Below are 19,816 nucleotides of genomic sequence, written 5' to 3'. Positions count from 1 at the left end.
TTACAACTACCTGCGACGAGATGCTTGATTTTTTGATAAACCCGGCCTTTTTTAACGTGAAGCCTGAGTTATTTTGGATTATCCCCCGGAGACTTAGGAGTACTTTGTCCGAAAAGACTAAAAATGGCTGGGTCTTAATTTGTTAAGAAGTTCTTCTGACTTCTTTTTCTCGTCCTTGATTCGCTTTATCTCCTTAAGTATAAATGATATCTCATATGCATCACGGATGGCTTCCCGGTCATATTGTTCCATTATTATATATTCCCTCGATTTGCCAATAAACTCAACTCTTAGAGGCTTGTCTGAATTGGCTGCAATGAAATCCACAATTCCATTGTCCTTCCCATCTTTGTAGTATACAAATTCCCACTTAAACTCGCCATCCTCAAAGCGTCTCATGTCGATACCATTATCAGCAACTTCCTCTGAATTAACAGACTCTGATCCGAGGTAAACCCTTATTTTGTTGTGATTAATCCATCTAGAACCGTGGTAACGGCTTGAAATGTAAAAATTGCCGTCTTCACTCAGATGGGCCCTTAGGTAGGTCCTGTTGTAACTATTCTCCGGCTTCTGCCTTTTGTGAATCAGCAGTTTCTCACTGCCATATTCGTCGCTCAGAGTGAAATTCTTCATTAAGGGCTCAAGTAGTGCTTCCTGTTCAACAAGTGCACTGTCAAGAAACCTTAGATTCCGCTCCTGCTCATCAATCTCAATCTCTGCAAGCAGCTTACGTGCTTCCTGTCCTTTTTCACTTTGGTTGCCTGCAAGTAGCATCACACTGTCAAGCTTGATCTTGGCCAGATTGAAATTGCCTGAATCCTTTAGCGCCTTGGCTTCTTCATACATCTCGTCTGCAAACTTTACAGCAGATGGGGTACATCCCCAGAATAAAACCAAAGTCAAAACCAAAGTGAGACCTTGAAATATCCTTATATATGTTTTGTCCATCTTTATCTATACCTACATGGTGTGTCGCAAATATAGGAAAATCAAAGGGTCACGTTTCTTAAGTTTCGTTAAACTTCTCAGAGATATATAAAGGTCAACCATGCTGTTATTATTACTTTTATTTATTTTTGGATACTTTATATTAACTTTCAGCTTAAATAAAAAAGGCAGGTCATGAGAATAGCATCCCTTTTACTGATGATGGTCTTATCCATTCTTACATCAGAAGTATGTCAAGGCGGTGAGCCGCCGGTGGGTGGCAAACCCATAAGTAGCAATCTGTTTGGATTGTTCTTTGAGGATATCAATTATGCAGCCGATGGTGGCTTGTATGCTGAGCTTGTTCAAAACAGGTCCTTTGAATATGCACCGGCAATGCAAAAGGGCTGGCATCCTTTTACATGTTGGGATTTCCTGAGGGCTGGTTATTCAATAGGTTACCTTAATGTAGGCACATCAGAACCAATTCACCCAAACAATCCGACCTATGCTGTACTGGATATTGAACTGGTGGGGGCCTATCCCGAGATCAGGGGGTTGTCAGGTGTTGGTATTATAAATTCAGGGTTTGATGGTATGCCCGTGAATCAGGGTGATCAGTATTTCTTTAGCTTTTTCGCAAGATTGTTGAGTGAGGAGCCTGTAGATTTCCTGATTCAGCTTCAGGATACAAAAGGGAAAGCACTGACCGGTGGAACTTTGAAAGTTGCATCAGGCGAATGGCAGAAATATGAACTTACATTAACCCCGGAAGTATCATGTGACAGCGCTGCTTTATTGGTGCTGGCTCAGAGTAAGGGAAAGGTTGCACTTGATATGGTGTCCCTGTTTCCCGAAAAGACCTTTATGGGGAGGCGAAATGGTATGAGAGCCGATCTGGCACAGGTGCTTGCAGAGTTACAGCCCCGTTTTATGCGTTTCCCCGGTGGTTGTCTTGTTCACGGTGACGGAATAAGCAATATATATGACTGGAAGAATACAGTTGGTCCTGTAGAACATCGCAAGGCCCAGCGTAATATATGGAACTACCAGCAAGGTTATGGTCTGGGCTATTTTGAATTCTTCCAATTTTGTGAAGATATAGGAGCAGCTGCAGTGCCTGTGCTTCCTGCCGGAGTAAGCTGCCAAAATTCAGGCGGTACCCATGTCATCGGTGGTGCGGGTCAACAGGCGATATGCATGGAAGATATGGATGCCTATATTCAGGATGTATTGGACTTGATAGAATGGGCTAAAGGTCCGGCTGATAGCAAATGGGGCTCTGTAAGGGCTGCGGCCGGAAGGGTTCAGCCATTCAATCTCGAGTATATCGGAATAGGAAATGAGGAGAAGATCACTCCTGAGTTTGAAGAACGCTTCAGGATGATACAGAATGCGATCAGGGAGAACTATCCTGAGGTAAAGCTTATTGGAACTTCCGGACCTTTCTCTGACGGAGATGATTTTGAGAGGGGATGGGAGATTAGTCGTAAACTGGGCATTGACATAGTTGATGAGCATTATTACAAGGGGCCAGATTGGATGCTTGCTAACCTCCACCGCTACGACAGCTATGACAGAGAGGGGCCTAAGGTCTATCTGGGTGAGTATGCAAGTTGGGGTAATAAAATACTGAATGCAGTTGCAGAGGCTGCCTACATGATTGGTCTGGAAAGAAACGGTGATGTAGTATCGATGGCATCATATGCACCGCTGCTGGCTCGTAAGGGTAATACTCAGTGGACGACTGACCTTATCTTTTTTGACAACAGGAATATAGTGTTGACACCCAACTACTATGTTCAGAAGATGTTTATGAACAATCAGGGTGACTATTATTATGATGGATTAGTGACATTTACTACTGAGGACCCGCTGTTGTCGGCTTCAACTGTATATGACAGCACTACTGGAGACGTAATTATCAAAATAGCCAATCCAGGGATGAACCCAAGCAAGGCTAGAGCAGACCTTTCTGGATTTAAAGGCATTGGCAGCGATGCACAGTGCTTTATTTTGAGAGGTGCACCGGATGCAGAGAATACCTTTGATGCTCCCACCAATGTGCATACTGTTACTGTTCCGGTGAGATTGAATAATGCGGCAGTTCTGGAGTATGAAGTACCAGCTATGTCTGTTACTACAATCAGGATAAAAAAGGAATAGCATTTCAGAAATACAGTCATATAACTAAGAGCAGATATACTGGACTTCCATAATTTTTGTACCTTTGCCGAAATTTATTTCACACACCCTAAAAGCATCACCTATGTCATTTATTGAAGATAAAATCGATTCGTACGGGTTAACATTTGATGATGTCCTTTTGATTCCTGCTTATTCTGAAGTTTTGCCAAGAGAAGTCTCTTTGGTAACAAAGTTTTCGCGCAACATTGTTCTCAATACTCCTATCATTTCTGCAGCTATGGATACCGTAACTGAAGCGCGTATGGCTATAGCCATAGCGCGTGAAGGAGGTATGGGTGTTATCCACAAGAATATGTCTATTGAGGAACAGGCACGACAGGTCGAGGTTGTCAAGAGGGCTGAAAACGGGATGATATACAATCCTGTAACCATCAAGAGGGGCTCTACAGTTGCCAACGCACTGAATCTTATGAAGGAATACAAAATCGGTGGTATTCCGGTTGTTGATGAGCATGGTTATCTGGTAGGTATTGTAACCAACCGTGACCTGAGATTTGAGGTTAACCTGAATCGTAAGATAGATGAGGTGATGACCTCCAAGAATCTGGTAACAACAGACCAGACAACAGACCTTGAAAATGCTGCGGCTATCCTGCAAAAATATAAAATTGAGAAACTTCCGGTAGTTGACAAGGATGGTAAGTTAATTGGTCTGGTTACATATAAAGACATTACAAAGGCTAAGGATAAACCTCTTGCCTGCAAGGATGAGAAGGGGCGTTTGAGAGTAGCTGGAGGTGTAGGAGTGACCTTTGATACATTCGATCGTATTGAGGCTTTGGTCAAGGCTAACGTTGATGCTATCGTTATTGATACGGCTCACGGACATTCAAAGGGTGTTATAGAGACCTTGAAGGAAGCCAAACGTCGTTATCCTAATCTGGAGGTAGTGGTTGGCAATATAGCAACTGGCCAGGCTGCACTTGACCTTGTTAAAGCAGGTGCTGATGGGGTAAAGGTTGGTATTGGTCCGGGTTCTATTTGTACTACCAGAGTTATCGCGGGTGTCGGGGTACCACAGCTGTCAGCCATCTATGATGTGGCCAAGGCATTGAAGGGAACGGGTGTCCCTTTGATTGCTGACGGAGGTCTGCGTTACAGTGGTGACATAGTGAAAGCTCTCGCTGCAGGTGCTGATTCCGTAATGGCAGGATCTATGATTGCCGGTGTTGAAGAATCTCCCGGTGAGACAGTGATCTACAACGGCCGAAAGTTTAAAAGCTACCGTGGTATGGGTTCACTCGAAGCCATGCAGAAGGGCTCTAAGGATCGTTACTTCCAGGATGTTGAAGATGATATCAAGAAGCTTGTCCCAGAAGGTATCTCAGGGCGCGTGCCTTACAAAGGAACACTATACGAAGTTATCTATCAGATGATTGGTGGCCTAAGGGCAGGTATGGGTTACTGTGGTGCACGCAATATTCAGGAACTCCACAATGCCAAGTTTACTCGTGTTACTGGTGCCGGGGTTACCGAATCTCACCCACATGATGTGACTATCACTAACGAGGCTCCAAATTATTCAAGATAGTGAGCTGAAGGACTTAAATAATGACTGGGAGAACCGCTACTGCGGTTTTCCCTTTTTTCGCTTTCACCCAGGGGAAAATAAATGTTGGAACAGGATTGAAAATTAGTTAATTTCGACACTGTTTCAGTTAGGATAAAACTCACAAGGCATGAGAGGCTTTGGTTCTTTTCTTATAATTGCTTTTTTACTTCTTTGCTGTCCTGTACAGGGATCTCGCGAAGGAGATGTCGTCTTGACTATTGGAGATGAGAGTTTTGAACTTGGTGAGTTTTGGCATATTTACAATAAAAACAGGCATCTCCCTGGCTTTGATGAGAGCCCTGCAGAGTTTGCAGAAAGGTTTATCGATTACAAACTGAAGGTTAGGGAAGCAAAAGCGCTGGGACTTGATACCCTAAGTTCTTTTCGCAACGAGTACCAGCAATATGTCAATGAGGTCAGGTACTCTTATCTGGTTGATTCTATAGCTCTCATGAGAGATGCCAGGGAGTCTTATTCCTATATGAAATATGTTGTAAGGGCCTCACATATTCTAATACTTACTGCCCCGGATGCTTCGCCTGAAGATACAATGGCAGCATACAGCAAGATCAATCAGATAAGGGAGATGGCTCTGGCAGGCGAGGACTTTGCAAAGCTTGCAAGAGTTTATTCACAGGATCCGTCAGTCGAACATAATTCTGGTGACCTGGGATATTTTACTGCCTTTGTGATGATTGCTCCGTTTGAAAAAGCTGCCTTTTCAACACCAGTTGGAGAGATATCTCCAGTAATCAGGACTGACTATGGTTATCACTTAATCAAGGTGTTTGACAAACAACCAAATAAGGGAAGGATTAGGACTGCCCATATTATGAAAAGGTTTGAATCTGGGAATAAGGAAAGTGAAGCCAGTGCAAAATTGGCTGCTGACAGTATTTATACAAGATTACTTAGTAAAGAGTCGTTTGATACTTTGGTCAAAGAGCAGTCTGAAGACAAGGGTAGTGTGGACAGGAATGGTGAACTGTTCCCCTTTACATTGGATGAAATGATACCTGAGTTTGCTTTGGCTGCATTTGCGCTTGAAAAGGATGGCGATATTTCAGAACCTGTGAGAACGGATTTTGGATGGCATATAATAAAGAGGCTGGGTCTGGATCCTCTGGCTTCGTTTGAGGAGGAATCAGAATTCATTATCGATATGCTTTGGCGTCAGGGCAGGGTGAAGGTAAATGATTGGAGTACAGAAGAGCTGGCAAGGAATAGTTCTGATTTCAGATACCTAATCAGGGAGTATTATGATGGCCTCTTGATATATGAGATCAGCGACAGGATGATATGGCAGGCTGCAGGAGCTGATAGTGCAGGACTACACAAATATTATTTGGATAATATTAATGAGTTTATGTATCCTCCGGTTCTGGAAGGCGTGGTTGCTGAAGTATGGGATGGTAAGCTACAGAGAAAACTAATTAGGTTTCTTGAAAAAAATCCCGGAGCCTCAGGTCTGGTACAAATATTGAAGGTCTTGGCGGGGAAGCCTCAACAATATAGTGTTGTAGAGGGGCGATTTGATTTTATCAATAAGGCCTCCAATCCGGTTGCTCCGTCTCTGTTGCCCCGAACATCAGAGTTGTATGGAAAGAAGGGATTATTGTTTTGGGAAGGTGTTGTAAGTGAGCCTGTTCCAATGCCTTTTAAGGAAGCTTTGGGTACAGTACTTAACAGCTACCAAAACAAAATGGAGAGGGAATGGGTGAAGGAGTTGAGAGAGAAGTACAAACCTGTGTTTAGGTATGAATTGATAGGTATAAGATAAAACAGACGGGATTATGCTGTTCGGAAGAAAAATTTGGTTTTTATCTATAGTGTTGTTGACACTGATTGCCTGTAAGTCTGATAAAGCGGACCCAGGCGCTGAGGCCATTGTGACTGTAGGGGGAGAAACATTGACTCTTGGTGAGCTGATGGATGCAGTCCCGGATAACCTTGCGGATCAGGATAGTATCGCAATTGCTGAGGATTATATAAGTAGATGGGTTCGGACGAAGCTGATGCTTCGTCAGGCAGAAATTAACCTGTCGGAAGAAGAGAAGAATGTGGATAAACTATTGGAAGAGTATCGCACTTCTTTGCTCGTTCATATGTACCAGCAGAAGATTCTTGAGCAGAAGCACTCGCCTTTGGTTACAAGCAGGGAGATTGAGGATTATTATACACAGATGAAGGATAACTTCAATCTGCAGGAAAGCATTATCAGGGGAGTGTTTATCAAGATCCCAGTAGAAGCGCCAAACCAGGAACTTGTTAAAGGATGGCTTAAATCAAATGACGATAGCAACCTAGTGAATATTGAGGCCTATGCCTTCCAAAGCGCGAGGACTTATGAACAGTTTGTAGAGAACTGGGTGCCATTTAGCCGTATCAATGCACTTCTGCCTGAACCAATGGTAAATGAGGACAGGTTTCTAAGATGGACAACCTTTTATGAAACGACAGACGGTAATTACAATTATTATCTGGTGATTAGGGAGTATATGCTTCCTGGTACAACGGCACCACTAAAATATGTAGAGGAAAGAATAAAGGCTATATTACTTAACAAGAAGAGAATAGAGTTTATTCAGCAGTTGGCCCAGGACTTGTATGATGAAGCAATTAGAGAAAAGATCATTACATTTAACAACTAATATATATTGCATTTTAAAGATCAGGTATGACTAAACTTAGCAGGAAAATATCAGGGATGCTGCTTGGGCTCGTTTGCGGCACCTTCTCCATGTTCTCTCAGTCCAACGTTATAGATGAGGTAATTGCTGTAATTGGTGATACTCCAGTATTGCTTTCCGATGTGGAAATGCAGTATCAACAGGCGGTTATTCAGGGAGCAGATTATCAGGGAGACCTGAAGTGCCATATTTTTGAGCAGCTGATGATACAAAACCTGCTTATCGAACAAGCTAAGCTGGATAGTATAGAGGTAAGTGAGAATATGGTGATTATGCAGGTTGACAGGATGATCAATGAGTTTATCAACAGAGCCGGTTCAAGGGAAAAACTTGAAGAATGGCTTAACAAGCCTCTGTACCAGATCAAGAACGATCAGAGAGTACTTGTCCGCAATCAGATGATAACCCAAGAGATGCAGCGTAGTATCACCTCAGGTGTTAAGGTAACACCTGCTGAGATCCGTGCCTTCTACCGTACTACCAATACAGACAGTTTGCCAATGGTTCCGACTCAGTATGAGATTCAACAGATACGTATCAACCCGGAAATAGACCTTGAGGAGATTGAAGCTGTAAAGGCTCGCCTCAGGGAGTTTCAAAGGCAGGTAGCTGAAGGTCGTGATTTTGCGACCCTGGCTGTATTGTACTCCGAGGATCCGGGTTCTGCTGCTAGAGGAGGAGAGCTTGGCTTTATGAGCAGGGCTGAACTGGTTCCTGAATTTGCTCAGGTTGCATTCAATATGCAGGAAGCCGGAAGGGTATCCAAGATTGTAGAAACTGAGTTTGGATTTCACATTATCCAGTTGATCGAACGCCAGGGAGACAGGGCTAATGTACGTCATATTCTGCTCAAGCCGAAACCAAAGCCTGCTGCTATTGAAGCTGCAAGGTTGAAAGCTGATTCAATTGCCAACCTGATCCGTAATGATTCTGTTTCCTTTGAAGAAGCTACCCTGCTTTATTCATTTGACAAGGATACCAAACTTACAGGTGGTCTGATGGTAAATCCTCAGGACAACTCTACAAAGTTTGATATTCAGATGATACCACCTGCCATCAACCGTCAACTGGAAAAGATGGATGTTGGTGATATCTCTGGTGCCTTCTTGATGAAGGATGAAAGATATGGTAAGGATTACTATGCAATCATTAAGCTTAAGTCTAGGGTTGAAGCTCATAAAGCAAATCTTACAGATGATTATCAGCTGATACAGACCATCCTTGAAAACAAGAAGAGAGAGGAGTTATTCAAGAAATGGATTACCGATAAGCAACGGGATAACTATATTTCAATCAGTCCAAAGTGGTCGGGTTGCAGCTTTGAGTTTAAAGGCTGGATTAAGTAAGATATCCGGGATTTGAGATATACCTTATGAAGGGTTTGAAGAAAAGTATCCTTCCCTTTCTTGTGCTATTACTGATCGGGGTTGCCTCTGCACAGCAGAGGCAAGGCACTTCCATGGTCAACATTGAACATGCTGACTATCTGGAGGGCTCATCACGTTTCGGTAAAAACGTACAGGCACTGTTTGGTAATGTCAGGTTTAGGCATCACCAGACTTTGATGTTTTGCGACAGTGCATTCTTTTACAGGGATTCCAACAGGGTACATGCCTATGGTAATATTCATATAATTCAGAACGACACAATACACCTATATGGTGATACTCTGTATTATTATGGCTTTGAGGACAAGGCAATGGTTAGAAGTAACGTTAAGCTTGTCAACAAAGATGTGGTTCTGACTACACACTTCCTGGACTACAACCGTAGAAGTGATGTTGCTTATTATTTTAACAGGGGACAGATTGTAAGTGGGGATAATCGCCTTGTTAGTGACTGGGGATATTATTATCCGCAAACTGATGAAGCACATTTCCGCAAGGAGGTTGTGGTTACCAATCCTGATTATACAATGTATTCAGATACCCTTTTGTATTACACGGTAACTGAGGTAGTCAAGATTGTAGGTCCTACTACTATTATCAGCGATAGAAATGAGATATACTCCGAATTAGGGTCTTATGATACCCGCAATGATGTGGCTCGCCTTGAGAAGAACAGCTATATAAAAGGCGAGGAGCAATTGTTGAAAGGAGATACAATATTCTATGACCGCAAAAGCGGTTTTGGAGAGGTCTTCTCGAGCATGTTTCTTCTTGATTCAGCTAATCACGTCATTATTACCGGTGATTACGGTTATTATAACGAATTGGAGGATAAGGCACTTGCTACACGCAATGCCGTTATGATGCAGATAAGTGAGGACGATACTCTATACTTACATGCCGATACCCTTAGGGCCGATCCTATTGAAGATACCGAATTCCGTATTATCCGTGCCTATCACAATGTGAAGTTTTTCAGACACGACTTTCAGGGCAGATGCGATTCTATGGTATATGACCTAAAAGACTCAATCAATACCTTCTACAAGAATCCGATAATATGGGCAAACCTAAATCAGATGAGTGCCGGTACTATCAGACTCTACACCCGCAATAAAACTGTTTACAAGGCCGAGATGATTGATAATGCATTTGTGGTGGCACCCGAGGATACTGCTGCATTTAATCAGATTAAAGGCCGTAATATGACAGGTTATATAAGGAATAATGAACTTTACCGTATTGATGTTGAGGGCAATGGTCAGACAATTTACTATCCAAAAGATGAGGATGAGGTAATCGGGGTCAACCGGGCCGAATCGAGTAATCTTACTCTGTTGCTGGAAAACAGGAAGGTAGTGGGAATAGTAATGCGAAGTGCTGTAAGCGGCAATATGAACCCACCTCTGATTCTGGAAGCAGAATCAACAAGATTACAGGGATTCAGATGGCTTGAAGAATTCAGACCCAAGCGAATGGAAGATATTTTTATCAAAAGTGAGGGACCGGAACCTGTTGAACAGGTCAACTACAGCGACTTTCATTTTGACACTACAATGCCCTAAAACAAAAAAGGAACCCGCGCGGGTTCCTTTTTTGAGTTTTAGTACTCATCTTCATTGAAGAAGAAATCGTCTTTGCTCGGATAATCCGGCCATATATCTTCTATACTTTCGTAGATCTCACCTTCATCTTCAAGTTCCTGGAGGTTTTCAATTACTTCCAGGGGAGCACCTGAGCGGATAGCGAAATCGATCAGTTCTTCTTTAGTGGCAGGCCAGGGAGCATCTTCTAACTTAGCTGCTAGTTCAAGGGTCCAATACATAGTTGAATAGATTTTACTCCGTTATTTTTAGATCCTTCTGTGTTTTCGGCGAAATTAAAAAAAATAATCAATCATGCAAATCAGGCACCCACCTAATTTCTTCAATGTTGAAATAATTGGCCAAATGACGTGAAAGCACGAAGAAGTAGTCTGAAAGACGGTTGATATACCTTACAACCCACTCATTCACTTCTGTATGTGCTGACATTGCTACGATTCTTCTCTCTGCCCTTCGGCATACAGTACGGGTGATATGGCACTGAGCCACTGCAGGATGGCCTCCGGGCAATACAAAGTGCCTCAATGGAGGCAGGGCTGCTTCCATCTCGTCCATTTGACGTTCGAGCAGCTCAATCTCCGATTCTTCCGTTTTAAGACGATTCCTGAGGTCTGACACCTGGTCGTCGGTAGCAAGGTAGGATCCAACAGTAAACAGGATATCCTGTATGCGAATTAGTGTGAGTTTGCTTACTTCATCAATCGGGTAGGAACGAATCATACCTATATGAGCATTTAGTTCATCAACTGTTCCGTATGCTTCGAGCCTGTAGTGATCCTTTGGGACACGGGTGCCACCTATAAGTCCGGTTGTTCCCTTGTCGCCGGTTTTAGTATAAACTAGGCTTTTTTTCATTTCTTCTTCCAATTTAGTGATATAACATCACAATTGGCTGACGTGTTCATTTCGTTCATCACGTTCTATCTCACCGTCACGAAGGCGAACTATACGGTGGGCGTGCAATGCTATATCCTCTTCGTGGGTAACCAGAATAATTGTGTTGCCGGCAGCATGGATCTTGGCAAAGAGCCTCATGATATCTATTGAAGTCTTGGTATCCAGGTTACCTGTTGGTTCGTCGGCTAGTATAATTGATGGATTATTGATGAGAGCTCTTGCAACAGCAACCCTTTGTCGCTGTCCACCCGACAGTTCGTTGGGCTTGTGCTCCATACGGTTGGCTAGCCCCACTTTCTCAAGTGCTTCCTTGCCTCTCTGAATACGCTCCTGTTTGGGTACTCCTGCATATACCAAAGGCAATATCACATTCTCAAGTGCAGTGTACTGATGCAACAGGTTGAAGGTCTGGAATACAAATCCAATCTCCTTATTTCGAATCTCGGCCAGTCTGTCGTCATGCAGGTGACTTACATCAGTTCCGTTGAGCACATATCGTCCTGCAGTTGGGGTGTCAAGTCCACCTATAATATTCATAAGGGTTGATTTGCCCGATCCTGAGGGCCCCATTATGGCAACGTAATCACCTCGCTTTATCTGAGTGGTTACCCCGCGCAATGCTCTTACTTCCTGTGTTCCTACCTGATAAATTTTCTGAATGTTCTCAATCTCTATTACGTTGTTCATAACGGTTTTCCTATGTTGTTTGATCTTCGAGATTAGACCGCACAAGATCTGTTTGGTTTAATACCTAAGTACAAAATGCTCTTTTTGGTTCTCTCTGCGGAAAAAAACTATTCCAATCCGCATCAGGTCAAACGAGAGTTTGACCTTGGGATGCTTTGTTATATTATTCCAGGCCCGTTCCATTTCAGGAGACCAGTGTATATCATCAAACACAAAGATTGATTCGTTGTGAATGTAGGGCAGACACTGCTCAAAGTACCTCATGGTGCTTTCCTCCCTGTGGTCTCCGTCAAAAAATACAATATCAGGTCTGGGCAGATCCTTGAGTGCCTGTGGCAGCAGTTCATCAAACGAACCCACCCGCAGATCTATATGGTCTGCGCCCAATCTGTCGAATCCTGCCTTAGCCACCTTTGCAGTTTCCGGACAACCCTCAATTGTGATTGTCTTTCCCTTCTTATATGGCATTGCAAGATAAAGGGTGCTGATACCGCAAGAGGTACCCAATTCCAGTATGTTGCTAGCACCAAAGCGACATGCGATACGGTACATTAACTGACCATATTTGGGTGGGGTAGCACCACGGGAAACGATTGACGAAAGCCTGCGCTTTCGTCTTGGTTGCTTTTGACCACCTGCACCAAGGTCGAGAATCTCTATAGTCTCCTTACTTCGTTTAAGAGCTGCACGCCATGCTTCAATCTTTGCAAAGTCATAGTATGGATGTTTTTCCCTTAGCAGGTTGCCCGCAAAGTCGAAAGCAAACGGTGATTGTATGCCATAGCCGCGCCAGTGGTTGGGTCGAAGGTAATATCCTAAATATCTTTTGGCTTGAAACAGATTCACTGACCTTTAGTTTTGTGCAAATATACAAAGGTTTTCATTCCGGCTGCATTGAAAGTCCGATATATGGCCGTATTAGTAAGCCTTTGGGAGTACAGCTTGTTAGATTCGTCCGATTCTCCTATTTTTGATAAAGGATGAGCGAACTGGCAACCTTAAATATAATGTATCTGCCGGGAGTCGGTCCTCGAAAGGCCGAACTGCTGAAACAGGAACTTCGTATCGTGTCGTACGAAGATCTTCTGTATTACTTCCCTTACCGCTATGTGGACAGAAGCAAGATATTTAAGATTAATGAGATACATCCCGATATGCAGTATGTGCAGGTCAAAGGACGTATTGTTGCCTTGCGGACTATTGGGGAAGGCAGGACTAAGCGACTAAGTGCCTGGCTCGATGACGGCACAGGCAGAATAGAGCTTGTCTGGTTTAAAGGTCTGAAATATGTTCAGGGAAGACTGAGAAGTGACCTAGACTTTATCGCTTTTGGTAAACCTGTGGTCTATGGCGGTCAGATTAACATCGTACATCCTGAAATGGAAAAGTACGATGAAAGCAAGGTCCGCCTGCAGGCCGGCCTTCAGCCTCAGTATATTACCTCCGAGAAGCTGAAGAGCAACTTCCTTAATTCACGTGCTATTCAGAAGCTTATCTTCAACTTGTTGCAGGGGTACAAGGAGAAGTTTCCTGAAACTCTTCCTGCCTATCTTCTGGAGAAGCAAAAGCTGATGCTGTTGAATGATGCACTGCGCGTAATCCACTTTCCTCCCGATAATATAACCCTTGAAAAGGCCCGCTTCAGGTTTAAGTTTGAGGAACTCTTCTATATCCAGCTTAGTATCCTAAGGTTGAAAAACCAAAGAACCTACAATGTTAAAGGTCTCCTTTTCGAAAGGGTTGGCGCATATCTCAATGCCTATTACAAGGAGTATCTGCCCTTTGAACTGACAGAAGCGCAGAAGAGGGTGATTCGTGAGATCAGACGTGACATGGGTAGTGGCAGGCAGATGAACAGGTTGCTGCAGGGCGATGTAGGCAGCGGCAAAACTCTTGTTGCACTGATGGTGATGCTTATTGCTGCCGACAATAACTACCAGTCCTGCCTTATGGCACCCACCGAGATACTGGCTAATCAGCACTATGAAACAATAGCCTCCCAGTGCGATAAAATTGGTATTAAGGTGGCTCTGCTAACCGGTTCAAGTAATAAGTCGGAAAGGGATAAGATACATGCGGCCCTGGAGAGTGGGGAGCTGCTCATCCTGATAGGTACTCATGCTTTGATAGAGGACAAGGTGGTTTTCAGGAATTTGGGACTTGTTGTAATAGACGAACAGCACCGGTTCGGAGTGGAACAAAGGGCAAGGCTTTGGAAGAAGAATGTAACTCCACCTCACGTGCTGGTTATGACTGCTACACCCATACCGCGTACTCTTGCAATGACTGTATATGGCGACCTGGACGTGTCTGTTATAGATCAGTTGCCTCCAGGTCGTAAACCTATTCAAACTCAGCATTTTTTTCATAATCACCGTAATAAACTTAATCGTTTTCTTCATCAGGAAATTGAGAAGGGAAGGCAGATCTATGTGGTTTATCCATTAATTGAGGAGTCTGAAAAGATGGACTATAAAAACCTGAGTGAGGGCTATGAATATATGAAAATGGCCTTCCCTCAGTATGAAGTAGTCATGGTTCACGGGAAGATGAAGGCAGCCGAGAAAGATGAAGCAATGCAGGCCTTTGCCTCTGGCAAGGCCCATATAATGGTGGCAACTACTGTTATTGAAGTGGGGGTAAATGTCCCTAATGCGTCAGTGATGGTGATTGAGAGTGCCGAACGCTTCGGTCTGTCCCAGCTGCACCAGCTTCGTGGCAGGGTAGGTCGAGGTGCTGAACAGAGTTACTGCATACTCATGACTTCCTATAAGTTGGCTGAGGAAAGCCGCAAACGTATGGAGATTATGGTAAGAACCAATGATGGCTTTGAAATTGCAGAGGCTGATATGAAGATGAGGGGGCCCGGTGACCTTGAAGGTACTCAGCAGTCGGGTCTGCCATTCGAACTGAAGATAGCCAACCTCTCTCGTGATAGCCAGGTGCTTCAGGCAGCACGGGATGTTGCTTTGGAGATACTCGAGGATGATCCAATGCTTGAAAAACCTGAAAATCAGATATTGGTGCGCCGACTCACAGCCTTGGCAAGGGCAAAGCTTAACTGGAGCATGATAAGCTGATTATGCCCCAGTTGTCCGGTTGATTGGTAAATTAGCTGATTAGCTGATTAGCTGAGGGCCTCAGGGTTATGCAAAAGCCGATGAAACGATCAGATTAAATATTTGATAACCAAAAAGCCGCCTATCAGCAATACTGTAAATGCTGTTACAATCAGATTAAAGTACTTGTCAATAAAGACCTTGATCGGGGGACCATATTTCCAGATCAGGGAGGCTACAAGGAAAAATCGTGCACTTCGACTTACTGCAGAGGCTAAGAGAAACATTGGCATGCTTATATCGAATACCCCGGATGTGATAGTAAATACCTTGTAAGGAATCGGTGTAAAACCGGCAGTAAATATCACCCAGAAATCCCATTCGTCAAACAGGGACTTTATCTGATAGAACAGGTCTTCTGTAAAGCCGGGAATATTGTCGAAGAAAAACATTGCAAAACCTGTAAACTCACCAGTACTGGTCAACCATGAAAAATGGCCCAGTGAGTAGCCAATTACTGCTCCTGCTATAGATCCTATTGAGGCTAAAAGGGCATAACGAAAAGATTTGTGACTTGCTCCCAGAGCTAAGGCAATCAGTAATATATCTGGTGGAATGGGGAAGAATATTGATTCTATAAAGGCAAGGATAAAGAGAGCCGTTCCTCCGTACTTAGATTCGGCCCATCCCAGGACCCAGTCATATAGATTTCTTATCCACTTCATATTCTTCGTTGTTATTTTTTTCGTTATACAACCATGAAACATCCGGGTAGCGTACCCACTTCTTCAGCTTCGCAGCCTTGGTCTGGTTACTAATTATTTCTTCTTCAAATGCTTGAATTCGGGTTCCATAAGCAGGAACTGACCAGTATAGCTCTTTTTGACAAGCGCTATCTCCTCTGGCGTTCCACAGGCAAGTACTTCGCCACCCCGACTTCCTCCTTCGGGACCTATGTCAATAATATAATCAGCTGCTTTTACAACGTCCAGGTTGTGCTCTATCACTATCACTGTGTTACCCCTGTCTACCAGTTTGTTGAGAACCTCAAGCAATACCCTGATATCTTCAAAGTGCAGTCCTGTAGTAGGCTCATCAAGGATATAGAGGGTCTTACCTGTATCCTTTCGTGCCAGTTCAGATGATAGTTTTACTCTCTGAGACTCACCTCCTGAAAGAGTAGTAGATGACTGACCCAGTTTGATATATCCCAAACCAACTTGTTGCATCATCCTGACTTTCTGGTATATCTTTGGTATATTCTCAAAGAACTCAACAGACTGGTTGATAGTCATGTCAAGTACGTCACTTATGGACTTGCCTTTGAATCTGACTTCCAAAGTTTCCCGGTTATAACGCTTGCCACCGCAATCGGGACATTCAACGGTTACATCGGGCAGGAAATTCATCTCAATAATCTGCATTCCGCCTCCCTTACAGGTTTCACAACGTCCACCTGCTATATTGAATGAGAAGCGACCTGGCTTATAGTTTCTGATCTTAGACTCAGGAAGTTCAGCGAAGAGCTTCCTGATCTCATCAAAGAGCTTTGTGTAGGTAGCCGGATTGGACCTTGGTGTACGTCCCAGTGGAGATTGGTCCACATCCACCACCTTGTCTATGTTTTCAAGACCAATGATTTCCTTGTATGGCAGTGGCTCGGCAACACCGTTATAAATATGCTTATTAAGTATGGGATACAATGTCTCATTGACAAGGGTTGACTTGCCACTACCCGATACTCCGGTTACACAAATCAACTTGCCAAGTGGGAACTCTACGCTGATATTTTTGAGGTTGTTGCCCTTAGCTCCAATAATCTTGATGCTTTTGCCATTGCCTTCCCGTCTTTTCTCGGGGACAGGGATAGTTTTGATTCCTCTCAGGTATTCAGCCGTAAGAGATTCTGATTTGAGAATATCTTCAGGACTACCCTGGCTTACCACCTTTCCTCCGTGTCGTCCGGCAAAGGGTCCCATATCAATTATCTGGTCGGCAGCCATCATCATATCTCGGTCATGCTCTACAACGAGCACTGAGTTGCCATTGTCACGCAACTGCTTTAGTGACTCTATCAGTCTGTGGTTATCCCTTTGATGAAGTCCGATTGACGGCTCGTCAAGTATGTACAGCACATTGACTAACTGGGAACCAATTTGTGTTGCCAGTCTGATTCGTTGGCTCTCTCCTCCAGACAGGGTAGAAGCACTTCTGTCAAGTGAAAGGTATTCCAGTCCTACGTCAAGCATAAAGCCCAGGCGGGAGCGGATTTCTTTAAGTATCTCAGTTGCAATCTGCTTTTGCTTATCGCTGAGTCTGTCTTCCAGCCCTACGAGCCAACCTGACAGTACTGACAAATCCATACCTGCCAGTTCTGCAATGTTTTTCCCATCAATGCGGTAATGCAGTGCTTCCTTGTTTAGTCTTGCTCCATTACACTCTGGGCATTTGGCTTCAGTAATATAGCGACCAGACAGACCTTCGTCGTCCGATTCGCTGTCCTGCTTGTCCTGGAGATATTTGATTACCCCGTTGAAGTTCATATAGTATCCTGAAGCCGTACCCAGCGGTGTGTTTTTCAGTGTCAGCGGTTCGTTGGTCCCATATAGTATGGCATCAAGCGCCTCCTCTGGTATGTTTTCTATGTTTGTCTTAAGCGTGAATCCATATTTTTCTGCCAAGGCTTCAAGTTGCCAGAATATCAGGATCTCACGGTGCTTGCCCAAAGGAAGGATACCTCCCTTGTAGATGCTTAACTTTGGATCCGGAATGATCTTGTCGAGGTCTGCTATCTTGATAACACCCAATCCCTTACATTTGGGACAGGCTCCCTGGGGTGAATTGAATGAGAAGGAGTGAGGAGCCGGTTCACTATACGAGATACCACTTACAGGACACATAAGGAGTCGGCTAAAGTACCTGGGCTCCCTGTTGTCTTTCTCTATAAGCATCATTACATTACTGCCCTGCTTCATTGCAAGTTTTACTGATTCCTCAAGCCGTTTGCGGTCTTTGGCTTCAACTACCAGCTTGTCAATAACTACCTCAATAAAGTGGTTCTTATATCGGTCTACGCGCATATTGTGCTTGATCTCGGTAATCTCACCATCAACACGCACATTAATAAAACCTTTGCGGCGGAGATGCTCAAACAGCTCCTTATAATGCCCCTTGCGTCCCTTTACAACAGGAGCCAGGATATATACTGCTTTGCCTTCGTAATCGCTTAGTATCTTCTCCAGGATCTTGGAATCGGTCCAGCGAACCATCTTTTCGCCTGAGACATAGGAGAAGGCCTCGCCGGCTCTTGCATAAAGCAGACGGAGAAAGTCGTATATCTCGGTCACGGTTCCCACCGTTGACCGTGGATTACGGCTTGTAGTCTTTTGCTCAATTGAAATTACTGGACTGAGTCCGGTTATCTTGTCGACATCGGGCCGTTCCAAACTACCAAGGAATTGTCTGGCATATGCCGAAAAGGTTTCGATATACCTTCTCTGACCCTCGGCATAGATAGTGTCAAAAGCAAGAGAGGATTTCCCGCTTCCACTCAATCCCGTGATCACCACCAGCTTATTGCGGGGAATGCTGACGTCGATGTTTTTTAGATTGTGAACCCGTGCTCCATAGATGTCAATCCGTGCAGCTTCTGCTGGCTCCCGGACATCCGGTGTTCTTGATTCTCCTAACATAAAGTATCCCGTCTGCGATTTGAAAACCGCAAAGATAAGAATAATTTATGTCTGTTTATTACTATTTTATGGTTGGACTTCAAACGCTCCAGGCTTGGGTAACCTTATGGTATACTGCTTACCTGAAGCATTGGTCAGGAAGGTTTCTCTTAGCCATGGATTCAGATCCTTCAGTTCACGATAAGTAATTCCATGCCCTTTTGCAAAGTCTGCAAAGTCAGGTACTGGCCCACTGATAACCAGAGTGTCGGTTTCTATAATGGGGTAGAAATCATCCTCTCCAACTATAAAGCCGAATTCTGCAGGATTTGAAACAATCTCACGAATAGCCAGAAGCCGGAATACATAGCGGGCAGTTTCCTCATTGAGGAGTAGTTCGTAGTAGTTGCTTGTCTTCTGCTTCTCTATCTGATTCTGAATGCCTCGTAATCCTGCATTGTAAGATGCGGCTGCAAGTGTCCAGGAGCCAAATTTGTTGTATGCATCCTTCAGGTACTTGCAGGCTGCTATAGTGGCCTTTTCAATATGATAGCGCTCATCAACTTCCTTATTTACTTCCAGACCGTTTTCCTTAGCTGCTGCACTCAGGAATTGCCAGAGGCCAACAGCTCCTGCCGGTGAAACTATGCGTTCCTGTAGTGAGCTTTCAATCATGGGGAGGTACTTGAAATCGTCGGGAACTCCTTGTGCTGCCAGGATGGGTTCAATAATTGAAAAATATCTTTTGGACTTCTTGATTAACAATAGTGTAGATGACTGCCAGTAAGTATTGACAAGTAACTCCCGGTCGTAGCTTTCCCTTACATATGTCTTGTTCATAGGCACCGTTTCACCTGCGAAACTCAGCTTCTCAGGAATGGGGAGAGAGTGAATGCGGTAGTCCTCAGTAATAGGATTATCCTGAGCTGTAGCAGGTACTTCAGCCGGTACTGAAGAACTGACAAACAGATTGAAGACTATCACAACTGATAAAGTGGTTAGCAAGAACAGGTTAAGGAAGCGTGAACGGGATAAATTCAATTTCATACTGAAAGGAAAAACTGTTTGAGAAAAATCATGTCCTCCTGCTACGAAAGTAACAGGTATATGTTACATAAACTGCGCATTAA

General features: G+C 43.9%; 15 protein-coding genes. 7 read left to right on the top strand and 8 right to left on the bottom strand.

What is annotated here, in order from left to right; all coding sequences use genetic code 11:
- Positions 1-117 precede the first annotated feature (117 nt).
- Complete coding sequence (locus tag M9189_RS09920; RefSeq protein ID WP_250722837.1) at positions 118-951, bottom strand: hypothetical protein; 834 nt, start codon at positions 949-951, stop codon at positions 118-120.
- 174 nt (positions 952-1,125) lie between these two features.
- On the opposite strand from M9189_RS09920, the gene M9189_RS09915 reads away from it, so the two are divergent.
- The 6 genes from M9189_RS09915 to M9189_RS09890 all read left to right on the top strand — a co-directional run bounded on the left by M9189_RS09915 (position 1,126) and on the right by M9189_RS09890 (position 10,333).
- Positions 1,126-3,096 carry an alpha-L-arabinofuranosidase C-terminal domain-containing protein gene (locus M9189_RS09915; protein ID WP_250722835.1) on the top strand — a complete coding sequence of 657 codons (1,971 nt, stop codon included), beginning with the start codon at positions 1,126-1,128 and terminating at the stop codon, positions 3,094-3,096.
- Between the two features lie 103 nt (positions 3,097-3,199).
- Positions 3,200-4,669, top strand: a complete 1,470-nt coding sequence (gene guaB, locus M9189_RS09910) for an IMP dehydrogenase (protein ID WP_250722833.1) — start codon at positions 3,200-3,202, stop codon at positions 4,667-4,669.
- A 148-nt stretch (positions 4,670-4,817) separates the two neighbouring features.
- Positions 4,818-6,470 carry a peptidylprolyl isomerase gene (locus M9189_RS09905; protein ID WP_250722832.1) on the top strand — a complete coding sequence of 551 codons (1,653 nt, stop codon included), beginning with the start codon at positions 4,818-4,820 and terminating at the stop codon, positions 6,468-6,470.
- Positions 6,471-6,483: 13 nt separating this feature from the next.
- Entirely contained in the window at positions 6,484-7,341 is an 858-nt protein-coding gene (locus M9189_RS09900) for a hypothetical protein (RefSeq protein WP_250722830.1), read from the top strand.
- A gap of 26 nt (positions 7,342-7,367) precedes the next feature.
- Complete coding sequence (locus M9189_RS09895) at positions 7,368-8,726, top strand: peptidylprolyl isomerase (RefSeq protein WP_250722828.1); 1,359 nt, start codon at positions 7,368-7,370, stop codon at positions 8,724-8,726.
- 26 nt (positions 8,727-8,752) lie between these two features.
- Positions 8,753-10,333 carry an OstA-like protein gene (locus tag M9189_RS09890; protein WP_250722826.1) on the top strand — a complete coding sequence of 527 codons (1,581 nt, stop codon included), beginning with the start codon at positions 8,753-8,755 and terminating at the stop codon, positions 10,331-10,333.
- Positions 10,334-10,371: 38 nt separating this feature from the next.
- Here M9189_RS09890 and M9189_RS09885 read toward each other — a convergent pair whose 3' ends face one another.
- The 4 genes from M9189_RS09885 to M9189_RS09870 all read right to left on the bottom strand — a co-directional run bounded on the left by M9189_RS09885 (position 10,372) and on the right by M9189_RS09870 (position 12,802).
- Complete coding sequence (locus M9189_RS09885; RefSeq protein ID WP_250722824.1) at positions 10,372-10,593, bottom strand: DUF2795 domain-containing protein; 222 nt, start codon at positions 10,591-10,593, stop codon at positions 10,372-10,374.
- 67 nt (positions 10,594-10,660) lie between these two features.
- Complete coding sequence (locus M9189_RS09880) at positions 10,661-11,227, bottom strand: cob(I)yrinic acid a,c-diamide adenosyltransferase (protein ID WP_250722822.1); 567 nt, start codon at positions 11,225-11,227, stop codon at positions 10,661-10,663.
- A gap of 27 nt (positions 11,228-11,254) precedes the next feature.
- Positions 11,255-11,956: an ABC transporter ATP-binding protein gene (locus M9189_RS09875; protein WP_250722821.1), complete on the bottom strand. Its 702-nt coding sequence runs from the start codon at positions 11,954-11,956 to the stop codon at positions 11,255-11,257.
- A gap of 57 nt (positions 11,957-12,013) precedes the next feature.
- Complete coding sequence (locus M9189_RS09870) at positions 12,014-12,802, bottom strand: O-methyltransferase (RefSeq protein WP_250722819.1); 789 nt, start codon at positions 12,800-12,802, stop codon at positions 12,014-12,016.
- 134 nt (positions 12,803-12,936) lie between these two features.
- Here M9189_RS09870 and recG point away from each other — a divergent pair, with 134 nt between their 5' ends.
- The gene (gene recG, locus M9189_RS09865) at positions 12,937-15,036 is read left to right on the top strand and encodes an ATP-dependent DNA helicase RecG (RefSeq protein ID WP_250722817.1); all 2,100 of its coding nucleotides are present in this window, start codon (positions 12,937-12,939) and stop codon (positions 15,034-15,036) included.
- A gap of 89 nt (positions 15,037-15,125) precedes the next feature.
- Here the strand turns inward: recG and M9189_RS09860 are convergent, their stop codons facing one another.
- The 3 genes from M9189_RS09860 to M9189_RS09850 form a co-directional block, all read right to left on the bottom strand.
- Positions 15,126-15,740: a YqaA family protein gene (locus M9189_RS09860; RefSeq protein ID WP_250722815.1), complete on the bottom strand. Its 615-nt coding sequence runs from the start codon at positions 15,738-15,740 to the stop codon at positions 15,126-15,128.
- A gap of 93 nt (positions 15,741-15,833) precedes the next feature.
- The gene (gene uvrA, locus M9189_RS09855) at positions 15,834-18,707 is read right to left on the bottom strand and encodes an excinuclease ABC subunit UvrA (RefSeq protein WP_250722814.1); all 2,874 of its coding nucleotides are present in this window, start codon (positions 18,705-18,707) and stop codon (positions 15,834-15,836) included.
- 66 nt (positions 18,708-18,773) lie between these two features.
- Positions 18,774-19,733 (bottom strand): lytic transglycosylase domain-containing protein, encoded by a 960-nt coding sequence (locus M9189_RS09850; RefSeq protein WP_250722812.1) that lies wholly within the window; start codon positions 19,731-19,733, stop codon positions 18,774-18,776.
- Positions 19,734-19,816: the final 83 nt, after the last annotated feature.

The organism is Xiashengella succiniciproducens (assembly GCF_023674465.1).
GTDB classification, from domain to species: domain Bacteria; phylum Bacteroidota; class Bacteroidia; order Bacteroidales; family Marinilabiliaceae; genus Geofilum; species Geofilum succiniciproducens.
The sequence above is the reverse complement of the archived record's forward strand: the minus strand, read 5'-3'. Positions and strand labels throughout refer to the sequence as shown.